This is a genomic window from Geodermatophilus maliterrae, from assembly GCF_041018925.1.
Classification (GTDB): Bacteria; Actinomycetota; Actinomycetes; order Mycobacteriales; family Geodermatophilaceae; genus Geodermatophilus; species Geodermatophilus maliterrae.
Window position 1 is genome coordinate 38,235 of the sequence record NZ_JBFNXQ010000013.1, and the last position, 21,987, is coordinate 60,221.

General features: G+C 74.6%; 26 protein-coding genes. 15 read left to right on the forward strand and 11 right to left on the reverse strand.

Going from position 1 to position 21,987, the window contains the following annotated elements:
• Positions 1-160 precede the first annotated feature (160 nt).
• The 3 genes from ABQ292_RS06575 to ABQ292_RS06585 all read left to right on the forward strand — a co-directional run bounded on the left by ABQ292_RS06575 (position 161) and on the right by ABQ292_RS06585 (position 2,231).
• Positions 161-886 (forward strand): phosphoadenylyl-sulfate reductase, encoded by a 726-nt coding sequence (locus tag ABQ292_RS06575; protein ID WP_369204476.1) that lies wholly within the window; start codon positions 161-163, stop codon positions 884-886.
• Between the two features lie 332 nt (positions 887-1,218).
• The gene (locus ABQ292_RS06580) at positions 1,219-1,830 is read left to right on the forward strand and encodes a DUF8692 domain-containing protein (RefSeq protein ID WP_499802929.1); all 612 of its coding nucleotides are present in this window, start codon (positions 1,219-1,221) and stop codon (positions 1,828-1,830) included.
• A gap of 107 nt (positions 1,831-1,937) precedes the next feature.
• A complete protein-coding gene (locus ABQ292_RS06585; RefSeq protein WP_369204480.1) occupies positions 1,938-2,231 on the forward strand; it encodes a 4a-hydroxytetrahydrobiopterin dehydratase in 294 nt (97 codons plus the stop codon).
• 72 nt (positions 2,232-2,303) lie between these two features.
• Here ABQ292_RS06585 and ABQ292_RS06590 read toward each other — a convergent pair whose 3' ends face one another.
• From ABQ292_RS06590 to ABQ292_RS06605, 4 genes are all read right to left on the reverse strand, one after another.
• Positions 2,304-4,538, reverse strand: coding sequence for a PhoX family protein (locus ABQ292_RS06590; RefSeq protein WP_369204482.1), 2,235 nt, complete (start codon positions 4,536-4,538; stop codon positions 2,304-2,306).
• A 106-nt stretch (positions 4,539-4,644) separates the two neighbouring features.
• Entirely contained in the window at positions 4,645-5,148 is a 504-nt protein-coding gene (locus tag ABQ292_RS06595) for a DUF3995 domain-containing protein (protein ID WP_369204484.1), read from the reverse strand.
• Complete coding sequence (locus tag ABQ292_RS06600) at positions 5,145-5,537, reverse strand: DUF3037 domain-containing protein (RefSeq protein ID WP_369204486.1); 393 nt, start codon at positions 5,535-5,537, stop codon at positions 5,145-5,147. The genes ABQ292_RS06595 and ABQ292_RS06600 overlap by 4 nt, the downstream gene beginning before the upstream one ends.
• A complete protein-coding gene (locus ABQ292_RS06605) occupies positions 5,534-6,406 on the reverse strand; it encodes a HipA family kinase (protein ID WP_369204488.1) in 873 nt (290 codons plus the stop codon). Before ABQ292_RS06605 ends, ABQ292_RS06600 begins: the two co-directional genes overlap by 4 nt.
• Positions 6,407-6,430: 24 nt before the next feature.
• Here ABQ292_RS06605 and ABQ292_RS06610 point away from each other — a divergent pair, with 24 nt between their 5' ends.
• Complete coding sequence (locus tag ABQ292_RS06610) at positions 6,431-7,030, forward strand: DUF1990 domain-containing protein (protein WP_369204490.1); 600 nt, start codon at positions 6,431-6,433, stop codon at positions 7,028-7,030.
• On the opposite strand, the gene ABQ292_RS06615 is transcribed toward ABQ292_RS06610, so the two are convergent.
• Positions 6,940-7,404 carry an iron chaperone gene (locus tag ABQ292_RS06615; RefSeq protein ID WP_369204492.1) on the reverse strand — a complete coding sequence of 155 codons (465 nt, stop codon included), beginning with the start codon at positions 7,402-7,404 and terminating at the stop codon, positions 6,940-6,942. The two genes, ABQ292_RS06610 and ABQ292_RS06615, sit on opposite strands and share 91 nt — an antisense overlap.
• Between ABQ292_RS06615 and ABQ292_RS06620 the strand changes: the two genes are divergently transcribed.
• The gene (locus ABQ292_RS06620; RefSeq protein ID WP_369204494.1) at positions 7,403-8,557 is read left to right on the forward strand and encodes a serine hydrolase domain-containing protein; all 1,155 of its coding nucleotides are present in this window, start codon (positions 7,403-7,405) and stop codon (positions 8,555-8,557) included. The two genes, ABQ292_RS06615 and ABQ292_RS06620, sit on opposite strands and share 2 nt — an antisense overlap.
• A 65-nt stretch (positions 8,558-8,622) precedes the next feature.
• Here ABQ292_RS06620 and ABQ292_RS06625 read toward each other — a convergent pair whose 3' ends face one another.
• Positions 8,623-9,444, reverse strand: coding sequence for a formate/nitrite transporter family protein (locus ABQ292_RS06625; RefSeq protein WP_369204496.1), 822 nt, complete (start codon positions 9,442-9,444; stop codon positions 8,623-8,625).
• A gap of 23 nt (positions 9,445-9,467) precedes the next feature.
• On the opposite strand from ABQ292_RS06625, the gene ABQ292_RS06630 reads away from it, so the two are divergent.
• Positions 9,468-10,196, forward strand: a complete 729-nt coding sequence (locus ABQ292_RS06630; protein WP_369204498.1) for a monooxygenase — start codon at positions 9,468-9,470, stop codon at positions 10,194-10,196.
• Here ABQ292_RS06630 and ABQ292_RS06635 read toward each other — a convergent pair.
• Positions 10,181-10,735, reverse strand: coding sequence for a GNAT family N-acetyltransferase (locus ABQ292_RS06635; protein ID WP_369204500.1), 555 nt, complete (start codon positions 10,733-10,735; stop codon positions 10,181-10,183). The two genes, ABQ292_RS06630 and ABQ292_RS06635, sit on opposite strands and share 16 nt — an antisense overlap.
• Before the next feature lie 81 nt (positions 10,736-10,816).
• Between ABQ292_RS06635 and ABQ292_RS06640 the strand changes: the two genes are divergently transcribed.
• The gene (locus ABQ292_RS06640; protein WP_369204502.1) at positions 10,817-10,969 is read left to right on the forward strand and encodes a hypothetical protein; all 153 of its coding nucleotides are present in this window, start codon (positions 10,817-10,819) and stop codon (positions 10,967-10,969) included.
• A gap of 2 nt (positions 10,970-10,971) precedes the next feature.
• Here ABQ292_RS06640 and ABQ292_RS06645 read toward each other — a convergent pair whose 3' ends face one another.
• Complete coding sequence (locus ABQ292_RS06645) at positions 10,972-11,706, reverse strand: FAD-binding oxidoreductase (protein WP_369204504.1); 735 nt, start codon at positions 11,704-11,706, stop codon at positions 10,972-10,974.
• Positions 11,699-12,307, reverse strand: a complete 609-nt coding sequence (locus ABQ292_RS06650) for a sulfite oxidase-like oxidoreductase (RefSeq protein WP_369204506.1) — start codon at positions 12,305-12,307, stop codon at positions 11,699-11,701. Before ABQ292_RS06650 ends, ABQ292_RS06645 begins: the two co-directional genes overlap by 8 nt.
• Positions 12,308-12,458: 151 nt before the next feature.
• On the opposite strand from ABQ292_RS06650, the gene ABQ292_RS06655 reads away from it, so the two are divergent.
• The 5 genes from ABQ292_RS06655 to ABQ292_RS06675 all read left to right on the forward strand — a co-directional run bounded on the left by ABQ292_RS06655 (position 12,459) and on the right by ABQ292_RS06675 (position 17,106).
• Entirely contained in the window at positions 12,459-13,163 is a 705-nt protein-coding gene (locus ABQ292_RS06655; protein WP_369204508.1) for a succinate dehydrogenase cytochrome b subunit, read from the forward strand.
• A gap of 17 nt (positions 13,164-13,180) precedes the next feature.
• Positions 13,181-15,127 (forward strand): fumarate reductase/succinate dehydrogenase flavoprotein subunit, encoded by a 1,947-nt coding sequence (locus tag ABQ292_RS06660; protein ID WP_369204510.1) that lies wholly within the window; start codon positions 13,181-13,183, stop codon positions 15,125-15,127.
• A complete protein-coding gene (locus tag ABQ292_RS06665) occupies positions 15,128-15,901 on the forward strand; it encodes a succinate dehydrogenase/fumarate reductase iron-sulfur subunit (protein WP_369204512.1) in 774 nt (257 codons plus the stop codon). It begins immediately after the preceding gene.
• A gap of 162 nt (positions 15,902-16,063) precedes the next feature.
• Entirely contained in the window at positions 16,064-16,564 is a 501-nt protein-coding gene (locus ABQ292_RS06670; RefSeq protein ID WP_369204514.1) for a winged helix-turn-helix transcriptional regulator, read from the forward strand.
• A complete protein-coding gene (locus ABQ292_RS06675) occupies positions 16,561-17,106 on the forward strand; it encodes a PaaI family thioesterase (RefSeq protein WP_369204516.1) in 546 nt (181 codons plus the stop codon). The genes ABQ292_RS06670 and ABQ292_RS06675 overlap by 4 nt, the downstream gene beginning before the upstream one ends.
• Positions 17,107-17,110: 4 nt before the next feature.
• On the opposite strand, the gene ABQ292_RS06680 is transcribed toward ABQ292_RS06675, so the two are convergent.
• Entirely contained in the window at positions 17,111-17,902 is a 792-nt protein-coding gene (locus tag ABQ292_RS06680; RefSeq protein ID WP_369204518.1) for a glycoside hydrolase family 16 protein, read from the reverse strand.
• A 5-nt stretch (positions 17,903-17,907) separates the two neighbouring features.
• Positions 17,908-18,618 carry an LURP-one-related family protein gene (locus ABQ292_RS06685; RefSeq protein ID WP_369204520.1) on the reverse strand — a complete coding sequence of 237 codons (711 nt, stop codon included), beginning with the start codon at positions 18,616-18,618 and terminating at the stop codon, positions 17,908-17,910.
• Between the two features lie 239 nt (positions 18,619-18,857).
• Between ABQ292_RS06685 and ABQ292_RS06690 the strand changes: the two genes are divergently transcribed.
• Genes ABQ292_RS06690 through ABQ292_RS06700 form a run of 3 tightly spaced genes read left to right on the forward strand, consistent with a single transcriptional unit; the run spans position 18,858 to position 21,987 of the window.
• On the forward strand, positions 18,858-20,048 hold the full coding sequence (locus ABQ292_RS06690) for an inositol-3-phosphate synthase (protein ID WP_369204522.1): 1,191 nt from the start codon (positions 18,858-18,860) through the stop codon (positions 20,046-20,048).
• Complete coding sequence (locus ABQ292_RS06695) at positions 20,045-20,965, forward strand: hypothetical protein (RefSeq protein ID WP_369204524.1); 921 nt, start codon at positions 20,045-20,047, stop codon at positions 20,963-20,965. The genes ABQ292_RS06690 and ABQ292_RS06695 overlap by 4 nt, the downstream gene beginning before the upstream one ends.
• Positions 20,962-21,987: a methyltransferase domain-containing protein gene (locus ABQ292_RS06700; protein WP_369204526.1), complete on the forward strand. Its 1,026-nt coding sequence runs from the start codon at positions 20,962-20,964 to the stop codon at positions 21,985-21,987. Before ABQ292_RS06695 ends, ABQ292_RS06700 begins: the two co-directional genes overlap by 4 nt.

Genomic DNA, 21,987 nt, shown 5'->3' on the forward strand with positions numbered 1-21,987 from the left:
CCGGCGGCGGAGGCGGAAGAGCACGGCAGCTGCCGGTGTTCTGTTGCCCGTACTGCGGGGACGAGGAGCTGACCCCGTACGGGGACGGCGGCGAGTGGCACTGCGCCGCGTGCCTGCGGACCTTCACCGTCCGGCTCACCGGGACAGGAGTGCAGCACCCATGACGACCGCCGTCCGGCCCACGCCGGAGCTCGCCACGCCAGAACTCGCGGCAGCGGCCGACGCCCGCTTCGAGGGCATCGCCGACCCCGTCGAGCAGGCCCTCGCGGTGCTGCGCTGGGCGGGCGGGACGTTCGGCGACGGCTTCGCGGTCACCTCCTCGATGGCCGACGGCCTGCTCGCGCACCTGGCCAGCCGCGCCGTCCCGGGCGTCAACGTGGTCTTCCTCGACACCGGCTACCACTTCGCCGAGACGATCGGCACCCGCGACTGGGTCAGCGGGGTCATGCCGATCACGCTGGTCAACGTGACGCCGGCGCAGACGGTCGCCGAGCAGGACGCCGAGCACGGCCCCGAGCTGCACCAGCGCGACCCCGACCTGTGCTGCTCGCTGCGCAAGGTGCAGCCGCTGGCGAAGGCCCTGGCCGGCTACGTCGCCTGGGGCTCGGGCGTGCGCCGCGACGAGGCCGCCACCCGCGCGGCCACGAAGGTCGTCGACTGGGACGCCAAGCGCGGCATGGTGAAGGTCAACCCGCTGGCGGCCTGGACCCAGGAGCACGTCGACGCCTACATCGCCGAGCACCAGGTCCCGGTCAACCCGCTGCAGGAGATCGGCTACGCCTCGATCGGCTGCGCGCCGTGCACCCGGCCGGTCGCCCCGGGCGAGGACCCGCGCGCCGGGCGCTGGGCCGGCCGCGGCAAGACCGAGTGCGGCCTGCACCTCTGAGCCCCCGCCGGTAGGACCGGCGGGGTGCCGAGACCACCTCGCCTGTCCCCCGACGCCGTCCCCGCCGCCCTGCAGGAGCTGCCGGAGAGGTCGGGCGGCCCGAGGGCATCGAGCGGACCGTGCGGCTGCCCGGCTTCAGGAGGCCGTCGGCACGGTGGTCGAGATTCCCCCATTCGGGTAACCCCAGGTGACCGAAGCGCGACCTAGAGTTTGCCGGTGCGCAACGGACAGGAGCCCTCGCCCAGTCTCCCGGACGGTCGTCCCCCGGTGGACCGTCCGGCCTGTCCGCCTGGAAGGCGATCGTCGCCGCACTGACCGCAGGTGCGCTGATCCTGGCGATGACCGTGCTGGCGGGAGCTCTCTTCGAGGAGCCTGTCGCCGTCTTCACCCGGGACGGCTCCTCGCTGGGCGGTCTGCCGTGGTACTCGGGCTCGGTCAGCATGCTCAACACCATGGTCTGGGCAGCAGTCACCGCGCTGGCGCTGCTCGTCGCCTGGCTCGAACCACGGGACCGCCTCCGGTTGACCGTACTGGGGGGCTTCGTCCTCGTCCTCGCCGCGGACGACGCTCTGCAGCTGCACGAGTCCGTCGGCCCGGAGAACGGCGTTCCCCAGAAGGTCTTCCTCGCCCTGTACGCCGTGACCGCCGTCCTGCTGCTGGTCCTGTTCCTGCGCGGTGGCCGACGTGGGCCGACGATCGCCTTCCTGTCCGGGGGCGCACTGCTCGCGGTCTCCATCGTGTTCGACCAGCTCGTCGACCGGCAGATCCTCATCGTGGAGGACGGCACCAAGCTGCTCGGCGCGATCGTGTGGCTGACGGTGCCGGTCCTCGCCGTCAGCAGGCGCGCCCGCCACGACCGACCCCTACCCGCTCGCGACGGGTCGGTCGACCTCCCTCCGGCCGTGGACCGTCCAGTCCTCCACCGGGAGCACCAGGAGGCGTGACCGCCGGCCGGCCTCCGCGTCGGGGTCCCGCGCCGGGCGCTGTGCCGGCCGCGGCCAGACCGAGTGCGGCCTGCACGTCTGACCCGCCTGGCGGCAGACTGACCACCGTGCCCCGACCTCCGCGCCTGTCCCCCGACGAGCTGGCCGCCGCCCTGTCCGGGCTGCCGCTGTGGTCGGGGGACGGCGAGGGCATCCGCCGCAGCGTCGAGCTGCCCGGCTTCCCGGACGCCGTCGCCGCGGTCGTGCGCATCGGCTTCGTCGCCGAGCAGATGGACCACCACCCCGACGTCGACCTGCGCTGGCGCACGCTGCACCTGACACTGGTCACGCACTCCGCCGGCGGCGTCACCGAGCTCGACCTCGAGCTCGCCCGCCGCATCGACGCGCTGTTCCCCGGCTGAGCAGGCGCCCCGGCCGCCCTGCAGGGGGCCCACCGCGAGCCCGCGAGCGGTGGGGGGCCGGGCGGTCCTCCATCAGCTGCCGACGCGGCCACCGTCCTCGCGGGCGACCACCACCACGCTCGGCCGCGGGAACGGCCGCTCCGGCAGCCGGTCGGGCCAGGTGCTCGAGGGGGTGTCCCGGGTCGAGCCGGTGGTCTCACCCGGGTGCTGGACCGAGACGAACACCGACCGGCCGTCATCCGGGATCATCGGGCCGCTGCACTCGGCGCCGATCGGCACGGTGAGGAACGCCTTGAGGTGGCCGCGTTCCGGCCCGTCGGTCGGGACGGCGAAGAGCCCGTCGTTGGTCCCTCCGACGGTGCCCGCCTCCTGGTTCCGGGTCGACAGCACGGTGCCGTCGGTGGAGATCCACAGGTTGCCGGCCGGGTCGAACTCCAGGTTGTCCGGGCAGGACATGGCGCTGACCTGGGACTTGTCGTAGCCGGCGAAGTAGGTCCCGGGCTCCTCCGGGTTGCCGGCCAGGATGAAGACCCGCCAGTCGAAGGTGTCCCCCGCGATCGAGCCGGTCTCCTCCCACTCGATGACGTGGCCGTTGCGGTTGCCCGGTCGCTCCTCGTAGGTGCCGTCCTCGGGGTCGAAGGCGAACGACCGGCTCACCGGGTTGGCCTCGTCCGCCCCGGGCCGCCCGTCCTGCCCGGTCCGGTTCGAGTTGTTCGTCAGTGCTGCGTACACGCGCCCGTTGACCGGGTTGACCTGGATGTCCTCCGGACGGTCCATCTTCGTGGCCACCAGCCCGGGGTCGACCACCACCGGGTTGGCCGGGTCGGGGAAGTCCCCGTTGGCGTCGAGCTGCTTGCCGAGGCGGTCGGCGGCCAGCCGGGTGAAGGTCAGCACCCAGGCGACGTCCTTGCCCGGGATCATCGAGCGGCCGTCCCGCACCAGCGGGACCCACCGGCCGGTGCCGTCGAACTCCCCGTCGCCGGGCAGGGTGCCGCTGCCGTCGATCTCCGCGGCCGGCGAGTCGCCGCTGAAGTGGGCGACGTAGAGGTCGCCCTCCTCGAGCAGGGTCATGTTGTGCGCCCGCGCCGCGCGGTCGTCGCCCTCCCGGTACCGCTTCTTGGACACGAACTTGTAGATGTAGTCGAACCGCTCGTCGTCGCCGGAGTAGGCGACGACCCGGCCGTCCTCGGCGATGCGGACGTTGGCCGTCTCGTGCTTGAAGCGCCCCAGCGACGTGTGCTTCCTCGGGGTCGAGGTCGGGTCGTAGGGGTCGACCTCGACGACCCAGCCGAAGCGGTTGACCTCGTTGGGCTCGCGGGCCAGGTCGAACCGCGGGTCGACGGCCTCCCACCGGCGACCGGCCGAGTCCTCCGCGCTCACGCTGTAGCGGCCCAGGCGGGGCTCCCGCGGGTCCTCGATGATCGGCGCGGACGTCCCGAAGTACTGGTTGAAGTTCTCCTCGCCGTGCAGCGTCGTGCCCCAGGGGGTGATGCCGCCGGCGCAGTTGTTCAGCGTGCCCAGGACGGTGCGGCCCTCGGGGTCCGCGCTGGTCCGCAGGTACTCCGAGCCCGCGGCGGGCCCGGTGACCCGGAAGGGGGTCGAGGCGGTGATCCGACGGTTGCGCCCGCGCTCGGGGGTCGGCAGCCACACGCCCGAGTCGCCCTGCCGCTGGATCTGCACCACGGAGATGCCGTGGGCCATCATCGCGACGCGCTTCTGCTCGTCGGTGGTCGGCGCCTCCTCCTCGGCGACGCCGGAGAACATGAGCTGCTCGTTGGTGTACTCGTGGTTCACCACGAGCAGGGCGCGCCGGCGGCCGAGCGGCAGGAACCCGATGAAGTCGCAGTTGTAGCCGAACTGCCTGGCCTGCGCCTCGGCGGTCTGGGCGTCGACGTCGAACTCCGGCGCTCCCTCCTCGACCGGGTCGCCCCAGCGGAGCACGACGGCGGAGCCGTAACCGGCCGGGACGACGAGTTCGTCGAGGAAGTTCTGCTCGACCGGCTCGAAGGTGAGGGCACCGTCCCCGGCCGCCCCGTGGCGTCCCGGCGCGGCCACCGCCGGCTCCGCGAAGAGTGGGGCCGTGGCCACCACCAGGGCACCGGTCCCGGCCACCTTGAGCAGGGCACGCCGGCTCATGGCCGTCTGCACGACGGACTCGAACGTGGGGTTGTCCGTCCGGTTCGGCACGGCCGCGTCGCAGGCGTTGCCGCACTTGTAGTGACAGGTCGCGTGGCTGCGGCTGCCATGGCGGATGGAGTTGAGCAGGGGCAGGAACAGGCGGCGACGCGCGTCGGAGTTCTCCGTCATCGGGTCCTCGGCTCTGAGTGACGTCGGGCCCCGGACGCTAGTGCGCCGGGACGACGTCCGCATGGCCCCCGGGCGAGCACTTCGTGATCCCCCCGCCACCTGCGGTTCACCCGGATGGGCTACCGGCCCGGTCCTCGGCGGTGGTGCGGCGCCGGGCGAGGGCGGCGGTCAGCAGCAGGACGCCCCACAGCAGGAACCAGGGGTCCCAGAGGAGAACGTGCCAGCGCAGGGCCGTCGGGTCGGCCGGCTCGCCGAGGACGCCGGTCAGGGCCAGCGCGCCGACGGCGACGAGCACCGCGCCGTACAGGGCCAGCAGCCCACCGGCCAGCAGTGCCCCGGGCACGAGCAGCCGCCGGAGCAGGCGGTTCCCCGGCGGGCGGACCAGCGCGACGGCCAGGACCACCGCGGCCAGCTCGAGGACGACCACGAGGGCCAGCCCGGCGGTGACGGCGGCGCCGCCCCGGCGACCCTGCTCCTCGAGGGCACCGCCCACGGTCGACAGCAGCCAGGTGCCACCGGCCAGCCAGTAGGCGCTCACCGCTGCCGACAGCACGGCGAGCACCGCCGCGCCGGCGGCCGACCAGATCAGCAGCCGCCGGCTGCCGGTCACTCGGAGACCGGCAGGACGAGCAGCCGCAGCAGCCGGTCGGCCTCGGCGTCGGGGTCCGCGGTGAGTCCGGTGTGCACCGGGCCGGGCTGCACGACGGTGCTGCGCGGCGCCGTCAGCCACCGGAACCGCGAGCCCAGCGCCTCGCGGCCGGCGGCGCCCGCTGCCGGGTCGGCCGCGCAGACGTCGGCGGCGGCCTGCAGCGCCCGGCCGATCGCGCCGGGGTCGGCGGTGGGGTCGAGCGCGCGCAGCCGGTCGACGTCGAGGTGCACCCGGCTGCCCAGGTAGTCGCGCTGCCGGCAGTAGACGAGCACGCCGGCGTTGAGCGCCTCGCCCCGCTCCACCCGCGGCACCACCCGCAGCACGGCGTACTCGAAGGTCTCCCGGCTCACCGCTGCCGCACCCCCTGCGGCGGGGGCGGCCCCAGCCAGGCGGGCCGGTTCTCCCCGCGCGGGGCCCGCCGGTGCGACCCGCCCGCCGCCGCGGCGGCGACCAGCTGCGGCAGCCACGCGTCCCGGGCCGCCAGCCGGGCCAGCAGCTGGCCGGCGTAGCGGTCGCGCACCTCGCCGGGGGCGTCGTCCGGCGAGGGTCCTTCGTGCTCGAGCCACTCGTCGGGCACCTGCGCCAGCACCCGGTCCAGCAGCGGCCGGGTGACCCGGGGCCCGAGGTCGGCGTCGGCTGCCCGCACGTCGGGCGTGCACTCGACCAGCGCGTGCTGCGCGGCGTCGTAGGGGCGGGCGACGGCGGCCTCCGCACCCGGCCAGTTGTGGTGGAAGGTGAGCGCGGCGCCGTGGTCGATCAGCTGCAGCCGGCCGTGCCAGAACAGCATGTTGGGGTTGCGCCAGGAGCGGTCGACGTTGCCCACGAGCGCGTCGAACCACAGCACGCGGCCGGCCAGCTCGGCGTCCACCTCGGCGACGCCGGCCTCGAAGTCCAGCGCGCCCGGCAGGTAGTCCAACCCGAGGTTGCGACCGGCCGAGCGCTGCAGCAGCTCCTGCACCTCCGGGTCGGGCTCGCCGACGGCGAGCTCCGGGGCGACGTCGACGGTCACCAGCGCCGGCACCGGCAGCGCCAGCGCGCGGGCCAGCTCACCGCCCACCACCTCGGCCACCAGCACCCGCACGCCCTGCCCGGCGGCCCGCCACTTGACCACGTACGTGCCGAGGTCGTCGGCCTCCATGAGCCCGGGCAGCGAGCCACCCTCGCGCAGCGGGGTGACGTAGCGGGTGGCGGTGACGGCGGGCAGCACAGTGCCGGACAACCTACGCCGGTCCACACTGGGGGCATGGGTCCGTTCCGGGCCGCGTCGCCCGAGGGCCTGCGTGACGCGCCGCTCACCTACGCCGAGGTCGGCGCCACCCGCGCCGCGGACCTGCCCGCCGGCTACCTGCCCGGCGAGTGGACCGAGGTCGTCGGCTCCGGTCGGGAGACGTTCGAGCGGGTCGCGGCGGCGGTGTTCGACTGGGTGCCGCAGCGCAGTGCGGGCCTGCGGGTGCGGGCCACCGGGCCGGCGGGCGAGGTGGGCACCGTCGTCGTCCTCACCGCGGGGCTGCCGCGGCTGGGCTACGACATCCCCTGCCGGGTCGTGTGGGCGTCGACCACCGGTGACGAGCGCGGCTTCGCCTACGGCACGCTGCCCGGGCACCCGGAGAGCGGCGAGGAGTGCTTCACGGTCCGGCTCACGGCCGACGGCGACGTCGTCGTCACCATCCGGGTCTTCTCCCGGCTGGCGACGCCGGCCGCCCGTGCCGTGCCGCCGCTGAGCCGGCTGGTGCAGGGGCTGGCCACCCGCCGCTACCTGTCGTCGCTGCGCGCGGCCGCGGCCCCGTCCGGCCGCCGGGCGGCGATCCGATCGACGAGGTCCTCGGGCACCGGCCGCCGGTAGGGCAGGTGGACGGGGTCCTCCCCCGAGCGGTGGGGCGCCACCTCGGCCTCCAGCTCGCCGTCGAGGACGGGCACCGGGTGCAGCGCCGCGTGTCGCTCCCAGGCGGCGTGGTGCAGGCCGTACCGGCTGCCCGGCACCGCCGCCGGCATGCCGTGGCGGATGGTCTCGGTGGCGCCGGGCAGGCCGCGCAGGACGGCGGCACGCACCTGCTGCAGCACCGCGCGCGCCTCCTCCGGCAGGGCCGCCAGGTACTCGTCGACGGTGGCGGGGACGGACGTCGCGGCGCTCCTCGGACCAGGTGGACGCGATGCTGCCCGACCCGGCGTCCTCGCGGGGCCGATGAGTCCCGCGTCCCCGGCCGGTCGGTACGGCATGGGACTGGCGAGGGACGTCGAGCAGGTGGTCGGCGAGGCGGTGGCCACGGGCGCCGTACCAGGTGCGGCATGGTGGGTGGAGCGGGACGGGGAGACGGCGCGTGGCGCGGCCGGCACGCACGTGCCCGGCCGGGACGACCCGGTCACACCCGGCACCGTCTTCCGGATCTCCTCGACGACCAAGCCGGTGGTCGCGGCCGCCGCGCTCGCCCTCGTCGACGACGGCACGCTCGGCCTCGACGACCCCGTCGACACCCACCTGCCCGAGCTGGCCGACCGGCGCGTCCTGGCCGACCCCGCCGACGCGGAGGCGGGCACCGTCCCGGCCCGGCGGCCGATCACCGTGCGCGACGTCCTCACCTTCCGGCTGGGCCTGGGCATGGACTTCACCGCGCCGTGGCCCACCCCGACGCTCGCCGCGCTCGCGGACGCCGGGCTGCCGGCCGGGCCGCCGGCACCGCAGGCCGCGCCCCCGACCGGCGAGTGGCTGCGCCGGCTGGCGTCCGTCCCGCTGGCGTACCAGCCCGGCGAGCGGTGGCTCTACCACACCGGCGCGAGCGTCCTGGGCGTCCTCGTCGCCCGGGCCGCGGGCCGGCCGCTGCCCGAGGTCCTCGCCGAGCGGGTGCTCGCGCCGCTCGGGATGAGCGACACCGGCTTCGGCGTGCCCGGGCACGCCCGCGACCGGCTGGGGCCGCACTGGACGCCACCGGACGACACCGGCGCGCGGCAGGTCCACGACCCGCCCGACGGCCAGTGGGCGCGACCGCCGGCCTTCCCCGACGGCAGCGACGGGCTGGTCTCGACCGTCGACGACCTCGCCGCGTTCGCCGGGATGCTGCGCGCCGGCGGACGCGCGCCCGACGGCGGGCGGGTGCTCGCCGAGGCCACCGTCGCGGCGATGCTCACCGACCACGCCGGGCCGGTCGACGGCGAGGGCGGCGGCTGGGGCCTGGGCACCGGCGTGCGCCGCGCCGACGAGCCCGGCGGCCGGCACGCCGGCTCCTTCGGCTGGGACGGCGGCCTGGGCAGCTCGTGGTGGACCGACCCGGTCACCGGCACGACAGCGGTGCTGCTCACCAACCAGATGTGGGCCTCACCCGCTCCCCCGGCCGTGTTCGACGCGTTCCGCGCCGCGGCCTTCGGCCCGCGGTAGCCGCGGCTCCGCTGCAGGGTCCCGCCGCGAGCTCGCGAGTGGCGGGGGGCAGAGGGGTCCTTCCTTCAGTCCTCGGCGCCGGCCGCCGCGCGCTCGCGCTGCAGCAGCTCCTTGCTCCGCACCAGCCGCAGCAGGGTGACCACGAGCAGGCCGCCGGCCATGTTGAGCAGCGTCACGTACCAGAACCAGGCCAGCCACTCGCCGTAGCCGAAGGGCGCGGTGCCGGTGTGGATCGCCCCGAAGACCAGCAGTGAGTCCAGCACCGAGTGGAACAGCTGCAGGCCGGCGAGGACGAAGGCGCCGGCGACGGCGGCCACCACCTTCACGCCGTCGGCGGAGGTGCCGTTCTGCATCCGGGTCATCAGGGTGATGACCGTGCCGCCGAGGAAGGCCAGGCAGGCGGCACGCAGGTCCAGCGGCGCCTCGACGAAGTGCCGGGCCGACTCCACGACGGTGGGTCCCAGCTCCGGGTAGCCGTGCACCACCACCCACATGAACAGCCAGCCGCCGACCAGGTTGGCCGCGAGGGTCCCGCCCCACAGCTTGCCCAGCTGCGCCCAGCTCGCCCGCCCGGCCACCACCGCGGTGACCGGCAGGAGGAAGCCCTCGGTGAACAGCTCGCTGCGGGCCAGCAGCAGCGCGATGAAGCCGACCGAGAAGGCCAGCCCGGCCAGCAGGTGGCTGCCGGTCTGGGCGTAGACGGCGACCAGCGCGAGGACGCCGACCCCCACCTCCAGCCCGCCGGCCAGACCGGTGGTGAGCACCTCGCGCCACGTGCGGTGCAGCCGCTGGGCGCCCTGGCTCACCACCCGGTCGAAGGCCTCGACGACCTCGTCCTCGGCGGGGGCGTCGGTGTCGCCGAGCTGGACGCGGCGCTGGTCGGTCACCGGACGCACCTACCCTCGGCGGCGTGCCCCCACCCCACCCGGTCAGTGACACCCCGACCGTGACACTGCACCTGTGGGGCGTCCCCGGCCGTGCGGTGCCCCGGGCGGTGCTGCGGATGGCCTCGCTCCGTCCGGCCCTCGCCCGCACACCGGGCCTGCGCTTCGCCAAGCTGCTGGGCACCGGCGACGGGCGCACGTTCACCGTCCGCGACGCCGACCCGCGCCGCTGGGGACTGCTCGCCGTGTGGGACGACGCCGCGGCCGCGGACGCGCTCGACGACGGCCCCGTGGCGGCCAGCTGGCGCCGCGTCGCCGACGAGGAGTGGTCGGCGCGGCTGCGCCCGCTGGCCGCCCGTGGGCTCTGGTCGGGCCGCGAGCCGTTCGGCAGCCCCCGGCCGCAGCGGTGGGACGGGCCGGTCGCCGCGGTCACCCGCGCCCGCCTCGTGCTGCGCCGGGCCGCGCGGTTCTGGTCGGCAGTGCCGCCGGTGTCGGCCGACCTGCACCGGGCACCGGGCCTGCGCATGGCCGTCGGCATCGGCGAGGCGCCGCTGGGCCTGCAGGGCACCTTCAGCGTCTGGGACTCCGGCGCGGCGCTCAACACCTTCGCCTACGACCGCCCCGAGCACGCCGCCGTCGTCGCCCGCACCGCGCAGGAGGGCTGGTACGCCGAGGAGATGTTCGCCCGTCTGGCGGTGCTCTCCTCGCGCGGCACCGTCGACGGCACCGACCCCGCGGCTCAGCAGGACGGCTGACCGGGGTCCCGCAGGCGCACCACGAGGTGGACCTCCTCGCGGTCGTCGCCGGGGGCCAGCCGGATCGCGCCGGGCATGCGGCCGAACTCGCGGTAGCCGAGGCCGGCGTAGAAGCCCTCGAGGCCGTAGCCGCCGCGCACGGTGAGGTGCAGCATCTCCAGCCCGCAGTCGCGGGCGACGTCGTGGACGCCGGTCATGAGCGCCCGGCCCAGCCCCTGCCCCTGCCGGGCCGGGTGCACCTGCACCCGCAGCACGGTGGCCCAGTGCCGCCGCAGCGGGCTCACCGACAGCGACAGCACCGCCCAGCCGGCCGGCTCCCCGTCGACCCACAGCACCACCAGCCGCTCGCGGCCCTGGGACACCCGCTCGATCAGCGCGTCGAGCACCGGGGCGACGTCGTCCTCGGTGACCGGCGGGACGAAGCCCACCGCGCCCCCGGCATTGGTGACGTCGGTCCAGCAGGTCAGCAGCCCGCGGCGCAGAGCCGGGTCGACGGCGTCGACGGCGGTCACCTCGGCAGTCGGCTCAGCGATCGGCATGGCCCCGATCATCGTCCGCGGCGCCGGTCACAGCCGCCCCGGCCCCTGGACGCCGGCGCGGCCCCCGGCCAGGCTCGCGGCATGACCGACGCCCCCGGGCCCGTCCCGGTGCCCCGCCCCGTGGACGACGAGCTGAACGTGCCCTTCTGGGTCGTGCTGGCCGGGGTCGGTGCCGGCGCGTTCTGGGCGCTGGCCGGGGTGGCGCTGGGGTCCTGGCTGCGCTCGCGCCGCTGAGGTCAGGCGGGTCCGCCGCTGGGGCCGAACCGCTCGACCCGGACGTCGGCCGGCGCCATGCCCAGCTCCAACAGCAGCCGGCTCGCCGTCTCGGCGAACGGGGTCGACCCGCACACGAAGCCCGTCTGACCGGGCTCGACCAGCGGCACCAGGTCCTCGGCGGTGAGCCGGCCGGCGCGGCGGATCCCGTTCGGCTCGCGGCTGAGCGCCAGCAGGGCCCCCGAGCCGGCCAGCTCCCCGGCGTAGGGCAGCAGGGCACGGGTGCGGGCGGAGACGGCGATCCGCAGCAGGTCGGTCCGGCCGAGGTCGCGGGCGGTCCGCAGCATCGCGACCAGCGGGACGACCCCGCTGCCGCCGCCGACCAGCAGCGCCGGGCTCTCGCCGTCCCAGACGAACCAGCCGCCGATCGGCCCGCGCACCTCGAGGACGTCGCCGGGCTCGACGACGTCGGCGAGGAAGCCGGACACCTCGCCGTCCTCGAGCCGCTCGACGAACAGCTCGACCTGCGGGTCGCCGGGCGCCGAGGCCATCGAGTAGGAGCGCTGCGCGCGGTAGCCGTCCTCCGCCGTCAGCCGGACGACGTAGTGCTGGCCGGGCAGGTGCTCGACGCGGTCGGCGACGTCCAGGCGCAGCCGCACGCCCCGGGGCGTCGGCCGGTCGACGGCGGCGACCGTCGCCGTCCGCCAGCCGCCGGCCGGGGCCCGGCGTCCACCGAGCCCCAGGAGCGGCTCAGTCACCCTGGTAGCGCTGCTCGCGCCAGGGGTCGCCGCGGTCGTGGTAGCCGTTCTGCTCCCAGAACCCGGGCTGGTCGCGCTGCAGCAGGGTCAGCCGGGTGACCCACTTGGCGCTCTTCCAGAAGTAGAGGTGCGGCACCAGCAGCCGCACGGGGCCGCCGTGCTCGACGGGCAGCGGCCTGCCGTCGAACTCCCACACCAGCCACGCCCTGCCGCCGGTGACGTCGGCCAGCGGGAGGTTGGTGGTGTAACCGGTCTTGGCCGTCGCCATGACGAACGCCGCCTCCGCGGTGGGCCCGGCGGCCTCGAGCAGGGTGTCGACGCTGACGCCGGCGAAGTGGGTGTCGAACTTCGACCAGGTCGTGACGCAGTGGATGTCGCCGCGGTACTCCGAGCCCGGCAGCCGGTGGACCTCGTCCCACGTCCACGTGGTCGGGTTCGCCACCCGGCCGTCGACGGTGATGCTCCAGGTCTCCGGCGCGATCCGCGGGGTCGGCTCGGCGGTCAGCACCGGCCAGTCGGCCCCCGTGTCGTACTGGCCGGGGGGCAGCCGCGGGTCGCGGTCCCGCCGCCGTCCGAGGAAACCCCGGGTCGGTCCTGTCACGCGTCCTCCTCCTGTCGGTGGGTCCGGCACGGTGCCGTGACCGGCGGTCGGCCACCAACGTCCTGACCTGCGCTGAGGGTTCCCTTACATGAGGTGAGTCACTACGTGTCCACATGGCCGAGTGGTGGGTAACGAGCCTAACTTTGGTGCTGTGGTGACGGTGACGCACTCGGGCCAGCGCAGGACCCCGAAGGCCGCGAAGACCAGCTCGGTCTTCAAGAAGGCGGTGATGGCGGTCAGCGGCATCATCCTGGTGCTGTACCTGGTCGCGCACATGATCGGGAACCTCAAGATCTTCTCCGGCGAGGAGAAGTTCAACGGGTACTCGGACTGGATCCGGACCATCGGTGAGCCGGCGGTCCCCGCGCAGACCACGCTGTGGATCATCCGCATCGTGCTGCTCGTCGCGGTGGCCGCGCACATCTGGGCGGCCGTCTCGCTGTGGCGGCAGGCCAAGCGCGCCCGGCCCCAGCAGTACGTGGCCCGCAAGGCCGTGGCCCAGAGCTACGCCTCGCGCACCATGCGCTGGGGTGGCGTGATCCTGGCGCTGTTCGTCGTCTACCACATCCTCGACCTCACGGTCGGGGTGGCCAACCCCGAGGGCACCGCCTCCACCCCCTACGACCGCGTGATCGCCGGCTTCTCGAACCCGATCGTCACCGCGGTGTACGTCATCGCCCTGCTCGCGCTCGGCTTCCACCTGCGCCACGGCATCTGGAGCGCCACCCAGACGCTGGGGCAGAGCAACAAGACCCGGGAGCGGACGGTCAACGCGTTCGCCACCGTCTTCGCCGTGGTGCTGACCGCCGGGTTCCTGATCCCGCCGCTCAGCATCCTCTTCGGGCTCGTCGGCTGACTAGGAGCAATACGACCATGGCCCTCGAACTGTTCACCGTCGGCGAGCCCATCGCCGACACCAAGGCCCCGATGGACGTCCCGATCGGTGAGCGCTGGAGCGAGCGCCGCTTCCGGGCCCGCCTGGTCAACCCGGCCAACCGCCGCAAGCTGACGATCATCGTCGTCGGCACCGGCCTGGCCGGCGGCGCGGCCGCCGCCACGCTCGGCGAGGCCGGCTACAAGGTCAAGTCGTTCTGGTACCAGGACAGCCCGCGCCGCGCGCACAGCGTCGCCGCGCAGGGGGGCATCAACGCCGCCAAGAACTACCGCAACGACGGCGACTCGGTGCACCGGCTGTTCTACGACACGGTCAAGGGCGGCGACTTCCGCGCCCGGGAGAACAACGTGCACCGGCTGGCCGAGGTCAGCGTCAACATCATCGACCAGTGCGTCGCCCAGGGCGTGCCCTTCGCCCGCGAGTACGGCGGCCTGCTCGACAACCGCTCCTTCGGTGGCACCCAGGTGTCGCGGACGTTCTACGCCCGCGGCCAGACGGGCCAGCAGCTGCTCTACGGCGCCTACCAGGCCCTCGAGCGGCAGATGGCGGCCGGCAACGTCGAGCAGTTCCCGCGCACCGAGATGCTCGACCTGATCGTCGTCGACGGCCGCGCCCGCGGCATCGTGGCCCGCGACCTCATCACCGGTGAGATCAGCACCCACTTCGCCGACGCGGTCGTGCTGGGCACCGGCGGCTACAGCAACGTCTTCTACCTGTCGACCAACGCCAAGGGCTCCAACGCCACGGCGATCTGGCGGGCGCACAAGCGGGGCGCGCTGTTCGCCAACCCCTGCTACACGCAGATCCACCCGACCTGCATCCCGGTGCACGGCGAGTACCAGTCGAAGCTCACGCTGATGAGCGAGTCGCTGCGCAACGACGGCCGCGTGTGGGTGCCCAAGGAGCGCGGCGACACGCGTGACCCGCGGCAGATCCCCGAGGAGGAGCGCGACTACTACCTCGAGCGGATCTACCCCTCGTTCGGCAACCTGGTGCCCCGCGACATCGCCTCGCGGCAGGCCAAGAACGTCTGCGACGAGGGTCGCGGCGTCGGCCCCAACGGCCTGGGCGTGTACCTCGACTTCGCCGAGGCCATGCAGCGGCTGGGCCGGCCGGCCATCGAGGCCAAGTACGGCAACCTCTTCGACATGTACGCCCAGATCACGGGTGAGGACCCCTACGAGGTCCCCATGCGGATCTACCCGGCGGTCCACTACACGATGGGCGGCCTGTGGGTCGACTACGACCTGCAGTCGACGATCCCCGGCCTGTTCGTGATCGGTGAGGCCAACTTCTCCGACCACGGCGCCAACCGGCTGGGCGCCAGCGCGCTCATGCAGGGCCTGGCCGACGGCTACTTCGTCCTGCCCAACACGATCAACGACTACCTGGCCAGCGGGCCCTTCGACAAGATCGACCCGAACCACCCGGCCGCCGTCGAGGCGCTCGAGGGCGTCCGGCAGCAGTCCGAGCGGCTGCTGTCGATCAACGGCACCCGCACCACCGCCTCGTTCCACCGCGAGCTCGGCAGGCTGATGTTCGACCTGTGCGGCATGGAGCGGTCGGAGGAGAGCCTGCGCAAGGCGCTCGACCGGATCCCCGAGATCCGCCAGGAGTTCTGGACCAACGTGAAAGTGCCCGGCGAGCTGGGCCGCTTCAACCAGAGCCTGGAGCACGCCGGGCGGGTCGCCGACTTCATCGAGCTCGCCGAGCTCATGTGCGTCGACGCCCTGCACCGCAACGAGAGCTGCGGCGGGCACTTCCGCGCCGAGAGCCAGACCCCCGAGGGTGAGGCCCTGCGCGACGACGAGAACTACGCCTACGTCGCCGCCTGGGAGTGGACGCCGGAGGGCGCCCCGCCGGTCCTGCACAAGGAAGCCCTCGAGTTCGAGTACGTCCACCTCGCCCAGCGGAGCTACAAGTAGATGAACCTCAAGCTGCGCGTCTGGCGTCAGCGGGACCGGACCGAGAAGGGGAAGATGGTGACCTACGAGGTCACCGACATCTCCCCGGACATGTCCTTCCTCGAGATGCTGGACGTCCTCAACGAGCAACTGATCCTCAACGGCGAGGACCCGGTCTCCTTCGACCACGACTGCCGTGAGGGCATCTGCGGGTCGTGCGGCGTCATGATCAACGGTCGCGCGCACGGCAACGGCCTGTTCCCGGGCCACCCGCAGACGGCCACGTGCCAGCTGCACATGCGGTCCTTCAAGGACGGCGACACGATCGACGTCGAGCCGTGGCGGGCGACGGCGTTCCCGCTGATCAAGGACCTCGCCGTCGACCGGTCGGCGCTGGACCGGATCATCCAGTCGGGCGGCTACATCAGCGCCCCGACCGGCACCGCCCCCGAGGCGCACTCGATCCTGGTCGCCAAGAAGGACTCCGACGCCGCCTTCGACGCCGCCACCTGCATCGGCTGCGGCGCCTGCGTCGCGGCCTGCCCCAACGCGTCGTCGATGCTGTTCACGTCCGCGAAGGTCGTGCACCTGGGCCTCATGCCGCAGGGCCAGCCCGAGCGCAACGACCGCGTGGTCAACATGATCCACCAGCAGGACCTCGAGGGCTTCGGCGGCTGCACCAACATCGGTGAGTGCTCCGTCAGCTGCCCGAAGGGCATCTCGATGGATAACATCTCGCGGCTCAACCACGACCTCCTCGGCGCCCTGCGCGCCGGTGCGCGGCCGAAGAGCTGACGGAAGGACCCCCTCGCCCCCCCACCGCTCGCACGCTCGCGGCGGGCCCCTGCGAGGGGGCCGTTCCAGCACGGCACCAGGCGGACGGGGACCTCTCGGGGTCCCCGCCCGTCGGCGTCCCCGGGTGTGGCGCTTCGTCGGTTCGACAGGCAAACTCACGTCGTGACCGCTTCGTTCGACCTGGCCGGACTGCCCGGCCGCCCGTGCACGATCGCCGCCGCCCTGGAACTGGTCGGCGAGCGCTGGTCGCTGCTCGTCGTGCGGGAGGTGTCGCTGGGCAACCACCGCTTCAGCGACATCGCCCGCGGCACCGGGGCGCCGCGGGACCGGCTGACCGCGCGGCTCAACGCCCTGGTGGCCGCCGGCGTGCTCGAGCGGCGGCAGTACAGCGACTCCCCGCCGCGCTCGGGCTACCACCTCACCGCGTCCGGCCGGGACCTGCTGCCGGTGCTGCAGGCGCTGCTGCAGTGGGGCGACCGCTGGACGGCCGAGGAGCCGCCGGTCCGGCTGACGCACGCGCCGGACGGCCACGAGGGGCACGCCGTGGACGCCGAGTGGGTCTGCCGGACGTGCAGGGAGCCGGTCAGCGCCAGCCGGGTCGAGCGGGTCCTGACCCCCGCCGGCCGGGTGCTGTCGGGCCTGCCCGCCGAGGACGACGCGTGAGCACGGACGCCGTTCCCGACGCCAACCCCGTCGTCCCGGACTCGTGGGGCGAGCCGCGCTCGCGGACGGTCACCTGGTACGACCCGATGGTCACCGCGGCCGGCACGCGGGAGCGCTCCGGGCTGGAGACCTTGCAGGCCATGCGCGACGGCGTGCTGGCGCCCCCGCCGATCGCCGCGCTGGTGCAGATGGACGTGGTCGCCGTCGAGGAGGGCCGCATCGAGTTCCGCTGCGCCGTCGACGAGTCGGTCTACAACCCGATCGGCGTCGTGCACGGCGGGCTGGTCTGCACGCTGCTCGACACGGTGGCCGGCTGCGCGGTGCACTCCACGCTGCCACAGGGCGTCGGCTACACCTCGATCGAGCTGAAGGTGACCTACCTGCGGGCGGTGACGCAGGCCAGCGGGCCGCTGAACGCCGTCGGCACGGTGGTCAAGCCCGGCCGCCGGGTGGCGTTCGCCGAGGGGCAGGTCCTCGACGCCGCCGGCCGGCTGGTGGCGACGGCGTCGAGCTCGCTGCTGGTCTTCGCGCTGCCCGCCTGACCGCTCAGCCCGAGGACACCGCCGGCCCGCCGCCGATCCGGTCGACGACGAGCTCCGGGACGACGTAGGGCTCCCCCGGCACCGCCTTCTCCGGGAAGTCGAAGACGGCGAGCATGGTCTGCAGCGGGTAGTCGGGGGTGACCGCGACCCGGCGCAGCGGGACACCGTCGACGGAGAACACCGCGCCGTCGGGCCGCCAGTCGACGGCGTAGGTGTGCCACTCCGAGACGTCGATGCCGGGCCGCGGCGCGGCGAAGTCCTCGGCGAGCCGCGGGTCGCGGAACGGGTGGGTGCCCGCGCCGACCGCCGCCCCCTCGACCGGGTCGACGGCGTCGCCGAAGACCTCCATGACGCACAGCTCGCCGCACCGCTCCGGCACGTCCTCCAGACCCACCAGCCACCACGCGACCATCGAGCGCGGGGTCACCGTCGCGCGGGCACGCATCTCCAGCACCCCGTACCGCGGCGTCCAGCCCCAGTGGGCGGGCTGCTCCTCGCGGACGACGGCGCCCGGCCGCACCGGCTGCTGCCCCACCGTGCTGCCGATCGGCCCGGAGAACACCCCGGACTGGATGCCCGAGACCCGCAGCGGCGGGTGGTCGTCCGGGCACCACAGCGGGGCGTCCTCGGGCAGGTACAGCCGCAGGCACGAGTCGCGGACCTCGTGGCTGGCCGCCGTCGCCGCGCGCGAGCTCCACTGCGGCAGGTAGTGCGGCACCCAGACGTCGCGGTCGAGGGCCGGGCCGTCGAAGTCGTCGGAGAAGCCGCCGGCGGGATCGCGGTGCGGAGCCGGCACCTGCGTCAGCGGCTCTGCAGGGCGTCCAGCGCCACGGCCATGGAGGCGGCGACGCGGAAGTCCAGCCGTGGGTCCGGGACCGAGACGTCGTAGCGGTCGCGGATGGACTTGCGCCGCTCGACGACCAGGACCGGGGCGCCGGTCGCGGTGTCGACGAAGTCGAAGTGGAAGACGAAGGGCACCCAGACGTCGCCCAGGTACGGGATGAGCGTCCAGACCCGCCGCAGGATCGCGATGAACGGCCGGCGCTCGCGGCCGACCGCGGTCAGCCCCGGGGCCTCGAGCTCCCAGGTGGACCGCAGCAGGCTGGCGCCGAAGCGCTTGCTGAACGTGCCGAGCACCCGGCCCTGCTCGTCGAACACGTCGTGCTCGGCGTGCACGTCGAGCCGCTGGCGGGCGCGGAAGGAGAACACCGGGCGGGTGCGAGCCTCGTCGGCGGTGAAGACCACCTCCTCCTTGAGCTTGAGCCGCTTCTGCTGGGCCATCGCCAGCAGCCCCCGCTCGCTGCCGTCGGGCGCCACCTCCCAGACCTCGTAGCGGTTGACCATCACGGTGATCCGCTGGCGGACGGCGAAGCGCGGCACGACCATCGCGGCCTGGGACGAGCCGGGGGGCGGCTGGCCGTACTGCGGTTGCCCGTACTGCGGCTGCCCGTACTGCGGCTGGCCGGGCGGCGGCTCGGCGGACGGCTGCTGGGCGAACGGCGGCTGGGTCACGACACGCTCCTCGTCGGCTCGGGGCACCCATCCTGGCCCCGCCCGGGGCTCTGCGGGAGCCCCGATGGCCTGCCGACCAGGGCACAGAACGGCAGACCACCGGGTTGCGCACCAGAATCTTGTTCTCACCCGGCAGGCGGAATCGTCCTGTGCCAGGCTCGGGACGGGGCGGAGCGGGTCCACCCCGAGGAGTGCGGAGGTCCGTCTTGTCGCAGGAGTCTCGTCGCGTCGGCATCGCTGTGGTCGGACTCGGGGGCGCGGTCGCGACGACCGCGGTCGCCGGTCTGGAACTGGTCCGGAACGGTGCCGCGGGCACCGACGGCCTGCCCCTGGCCGGGCTGGAGGTGGCCGGCGGACCGGTCGAGGAGACCACCGGCATCGTCGGCTACGACTCCCTCGTCATCCGTGGGTGGGACCTCGACGGCTCCGACCTGCGCAAGGCCGCCGAGCAGCACGGCGTCCTCGACCACCGCCAGCTCGAGCAGGCCGGTCCGGCGCTCTCGGGCGTCACGCCCTGGCCCGCGGCCGGCGACGCCGACTTCTGCCGCAACGTCACCGGCGGCAACGTGGTGCTGGCCGAGACCCGCCGCGCGCAGGTCGACGCCGTCCGTGCCGACCTGCGCCGCTTCCGCGAGGAGGAGTCCCTCGACGGCCTGGTGCTGGTGAACCTGGCCTCCACCGAGCGCTGGCCCGACCCCGCGGCCGCCGCGCTGCAGACCGTCGAGACCTTCGAGGCCGGGCTGGACGCCGACGACCGCGCCATCACCCCGGCGATGGTCTACGCCTACGCCGCCATCGCCGAGGGCGTCGGCTACGTCAACTTCACGCCGTCGCTGGCCGCCGACGTCCCGGCGCTGACCGCCTTCGCCGAGACCCGCGGCGTCCCGATCGCCGGCAAGGACGGCAAGACCGGTCAGACGATGATGAAGACCGTCCTCGCGCCGGCCTTCCGCAGCCGGTCGCTGACCGTCGAGGGCTGGTACTCGACCAACATCCTCGGCAACCGCGACGGCCTCGCCCTCGACGACCCGGACTCGCTGGAGAGCAAGCTGCAGACCAAGGGCAGCGTGCTCGACTCGATCCTGGGCTACCCGGTCGAGGACCACGTCGTCCGCATCGACTACTACCGGCCCCGCGGCGACCAGAAGGAGGCCTGGGACGCCATCGACCTGGTCGGCTTCCTCGGCCAGCGCATGCAGGTCAAGGTCGACTTCCAGTGCCGCGACTCGATCCTCGCCGCGCCGCTGGCCCTCGAGCTGGCCCGGCTGACCGACCTCGCGCAGCAGCGCGGTGAGGGCGGCGTGCAGCGGCACCTCGGCTGGTTCTTCAAGGCACCGATGACCGCCGACGGCAGCGTCCCCGAGCACGCCCTCCACCGGCAGGAGACCGCTCTGCTCGACTGGCTGGCCGCCGGCGCAGCCGGCCGGTGACCGGCCTCGCCCCCTCCCCCACCGGGACGCTCGCACCACTGGCCGGCCTCCGCCCGCTGCTCGCCGAGATCGGCGACGCCAAGCGGGTGCGGGTCGCCGGCAGGCCCGGCTCCCTGGCCGAGCAGGCCTTCGCCCGCGCCTGGGCGCGGCTGGGGTCCGGCGAGGACGTCGCCGCGGTCGCGTACTCGGAGACGGCCGCCGCCGTCGCCCGCGCCCGGCTGGCCGGCGTCGACGCGGGCGTGCTCACCACCGCCGGGCTGTCCGACGACGAGGCGCTCGGGGTCCTGCGCCGCGGGTTCGACGAGGTGGCCGGCCCGCTCGACCCGGACCTCCGCGAGCGGCTGCGCACCGCCCTCGGGCCGCTGCCCTCCCCCGGGACGCCGCCCGGCCCGGCCCGCGCGCTCAACGCCCAGCCGCGCGCGGGTGCCACCGCGCCGGGGAAGCCGCGGATCGTGGTCGAGCCGCCGGAGAGCCACGGCGACCACTGCCTCACCGTCGCCGTCTACTCCGCGCTGGTGGCGCCGGTGGTCGGCGCCGACCCGGTCGCGCCGTTCCTGCTGGGCCTGGGCCACCACCTGCACAACGTCGTGCTGCCCGACGCCGGGTTCGCCGGCGAGGTGCTGCTCGGCGACGCGCTCGAGCGGGTCGTGGTCACGCTGGAGGAGCGCGAGCTCGCCGCGCTGCCGGGCCCGCTGGCCGGCCGGCTGCGCGAGGTGCTGGCGCTGCGGCCGGGCGCCGAGGTCCCGGAGGCGCGGGCGTTCCACGCCGCCGACGTCCTCGACCGGGTGCTGCAGGTGCACCACCACGCCCGCGCGGCGGCCTTCACCGCGTCGCAGGCGCTCGACGACCTGGAGCTGGTGCACGCCGGGCCGGTGCAGGCCTACCACCTCGACGTCCTGGGGGCGGCGGGTCTGTGAGCGGCCTGGTCCTCGACGCGCCCGTCGTCGACGGGATCCCCTTCGCCCGGGCCGGCCGGGACGACCTGCGCGCCCGGGTCGGCGAGCTGCTCGCCGCCGGCGAGGTCGACCGGGCGCGGGTGCTCCTGCTCGCCGACGCCGACGACTGGTGGACCGAGCCGCCGCCCCCGCCCGAGCAGCTGGCGCGGGTGCCCGCGGCCGGCACGCTGCGCGAGGCGATGCAGCTGCTCGGCATGGGCCGGGTGGCCGACTACTTCGCGCACCGCTGGTCGGACCCCACGCACCTGGCCGGGCTCGCCCTGCTGCAGCAGCACTGGCCCGGCGACCGGCCGGTGGTCGACGTCGCCTGCGGGATCGGCGCGCACCTGCGGGAGCTGGCCCGCCGCGGCGTGCCCGACCTGCTCGGCGTCGACGTCGTCTGGGCGAAGCTCTGGCTGGCGCAGCGGTTCGTCTGCCCGACGGCCCGCTACGTGTGCGCCGACCTCACCGCCGCGCCCGACCTCGGCGTCGGGCAGCCGGCCTACGTCATGTGCCACGACGCCTTCTACTTCCTGCGCGACAAGCCGGCCGCCGCCGCGGCGATGCGGGCACTGGCCGCGGACGGCGGCACCGTCGTCGTCGGGCACGCGCACGTGGCCGACCCGCACGGGGAGCCGCTGCCGCCGGAGGGCTACGCCGAGGTCCTGGGCACCGGGCTGCTCTACGACGACGACGAGCTGACCCGCTCGCTGCTCGAGGGCCGCCCGCCGCGCCCGGCCCACCCGGCCGACCTGCACGCCAGCGAGGCGGTCGCGCTGGTCGCCGGCGACCCGCTGACCCCGGCGCCGGCCGACCTCGGCGAGCCGCTGCCGCCGCTGACGCCCAACCCGCTCTACCGCGACGGCGTGCTGACCTGGCCCAGCGGGCGCTACGCCGCCGAGTACGGCCCGCGCTCGTCCTACCTGCCCGAGCGCTGGCCCGACCCGCTGCCCGCCGACGCCGCCCGCCGCCGGCTGCTCGTCGACCTCCCGGAGGCCTGGTGA

Excerpts from the sequence above, each read along its gene's own strand:
- ABQ292_RS06575 (WP_369204476.1), top strand. The coding sequence starts at position 161 with ATGACGACCGCCGTCCGGCCCACGCCGGAGCTCGCCACGCCAGAACTC.
- ABQ292_RS06590 (WP_369204482.1), bottom strand. The coding sequence starts at position 4,538 with ATGACGGAGAACTCCGACGCGCGTCGCCGCCTGTTCCTGCCCCTGCTC.
- ABQ292_RS06610 (WP_369204490.1), top strand. The coding sequence starts at position 6,431 with ATGGGTCCGTTCCGGGCCGCGTCGCCCGAGGGCCTGCGTGACGCGCCG.
- ABQ292_RS06620 (WP_369204494.1), top strand. The coding sequence starts at position 7,403 with ATGGGACTGGCGAGGGACGTCGAGCAGGTGGTCGGCGAGGCGGTGGCC.
- ABQ292_RS06615 (WP_369204492.1), bottom strand. The coding sequence starts at position 7,404 with ATGCCGTACCGACCGGCCGGGGACGCGGGACTCATCGGCCCCGCGAGG.
- ABQ292_RS06635 (WP_369204500.1), bottom strand. The coding sequence starts at position 10,735 with ATGCCGATCGCTGAGCCGACTGCCGAGGTGACCGCCGTCGACGCCGTC.
- ABQ292_RS06640 (WP_369204502.1), top strand. The coding sequence starts at position 10,817 with ATGACCGACGCCCCCGGGCCCGTCCCGGTGCCCCGCCCCGTGGACGAC.
- ABQ292_RS06660 (WP_369204510.1), top strand. The coding sequence starts at position 13,181 with ATGGCCCTCGAACTGTTCACCGTCGGCGAGCCCATCGCCGACACCAAG.
- ABQ292_RS06665 (WP_369204512.1), top strand. The coding sequence starts at position 15,128 with ATGAACCTCAAGCTGCGCGTCTGGCGTCAGCGGGACCGGACCGAGAAG.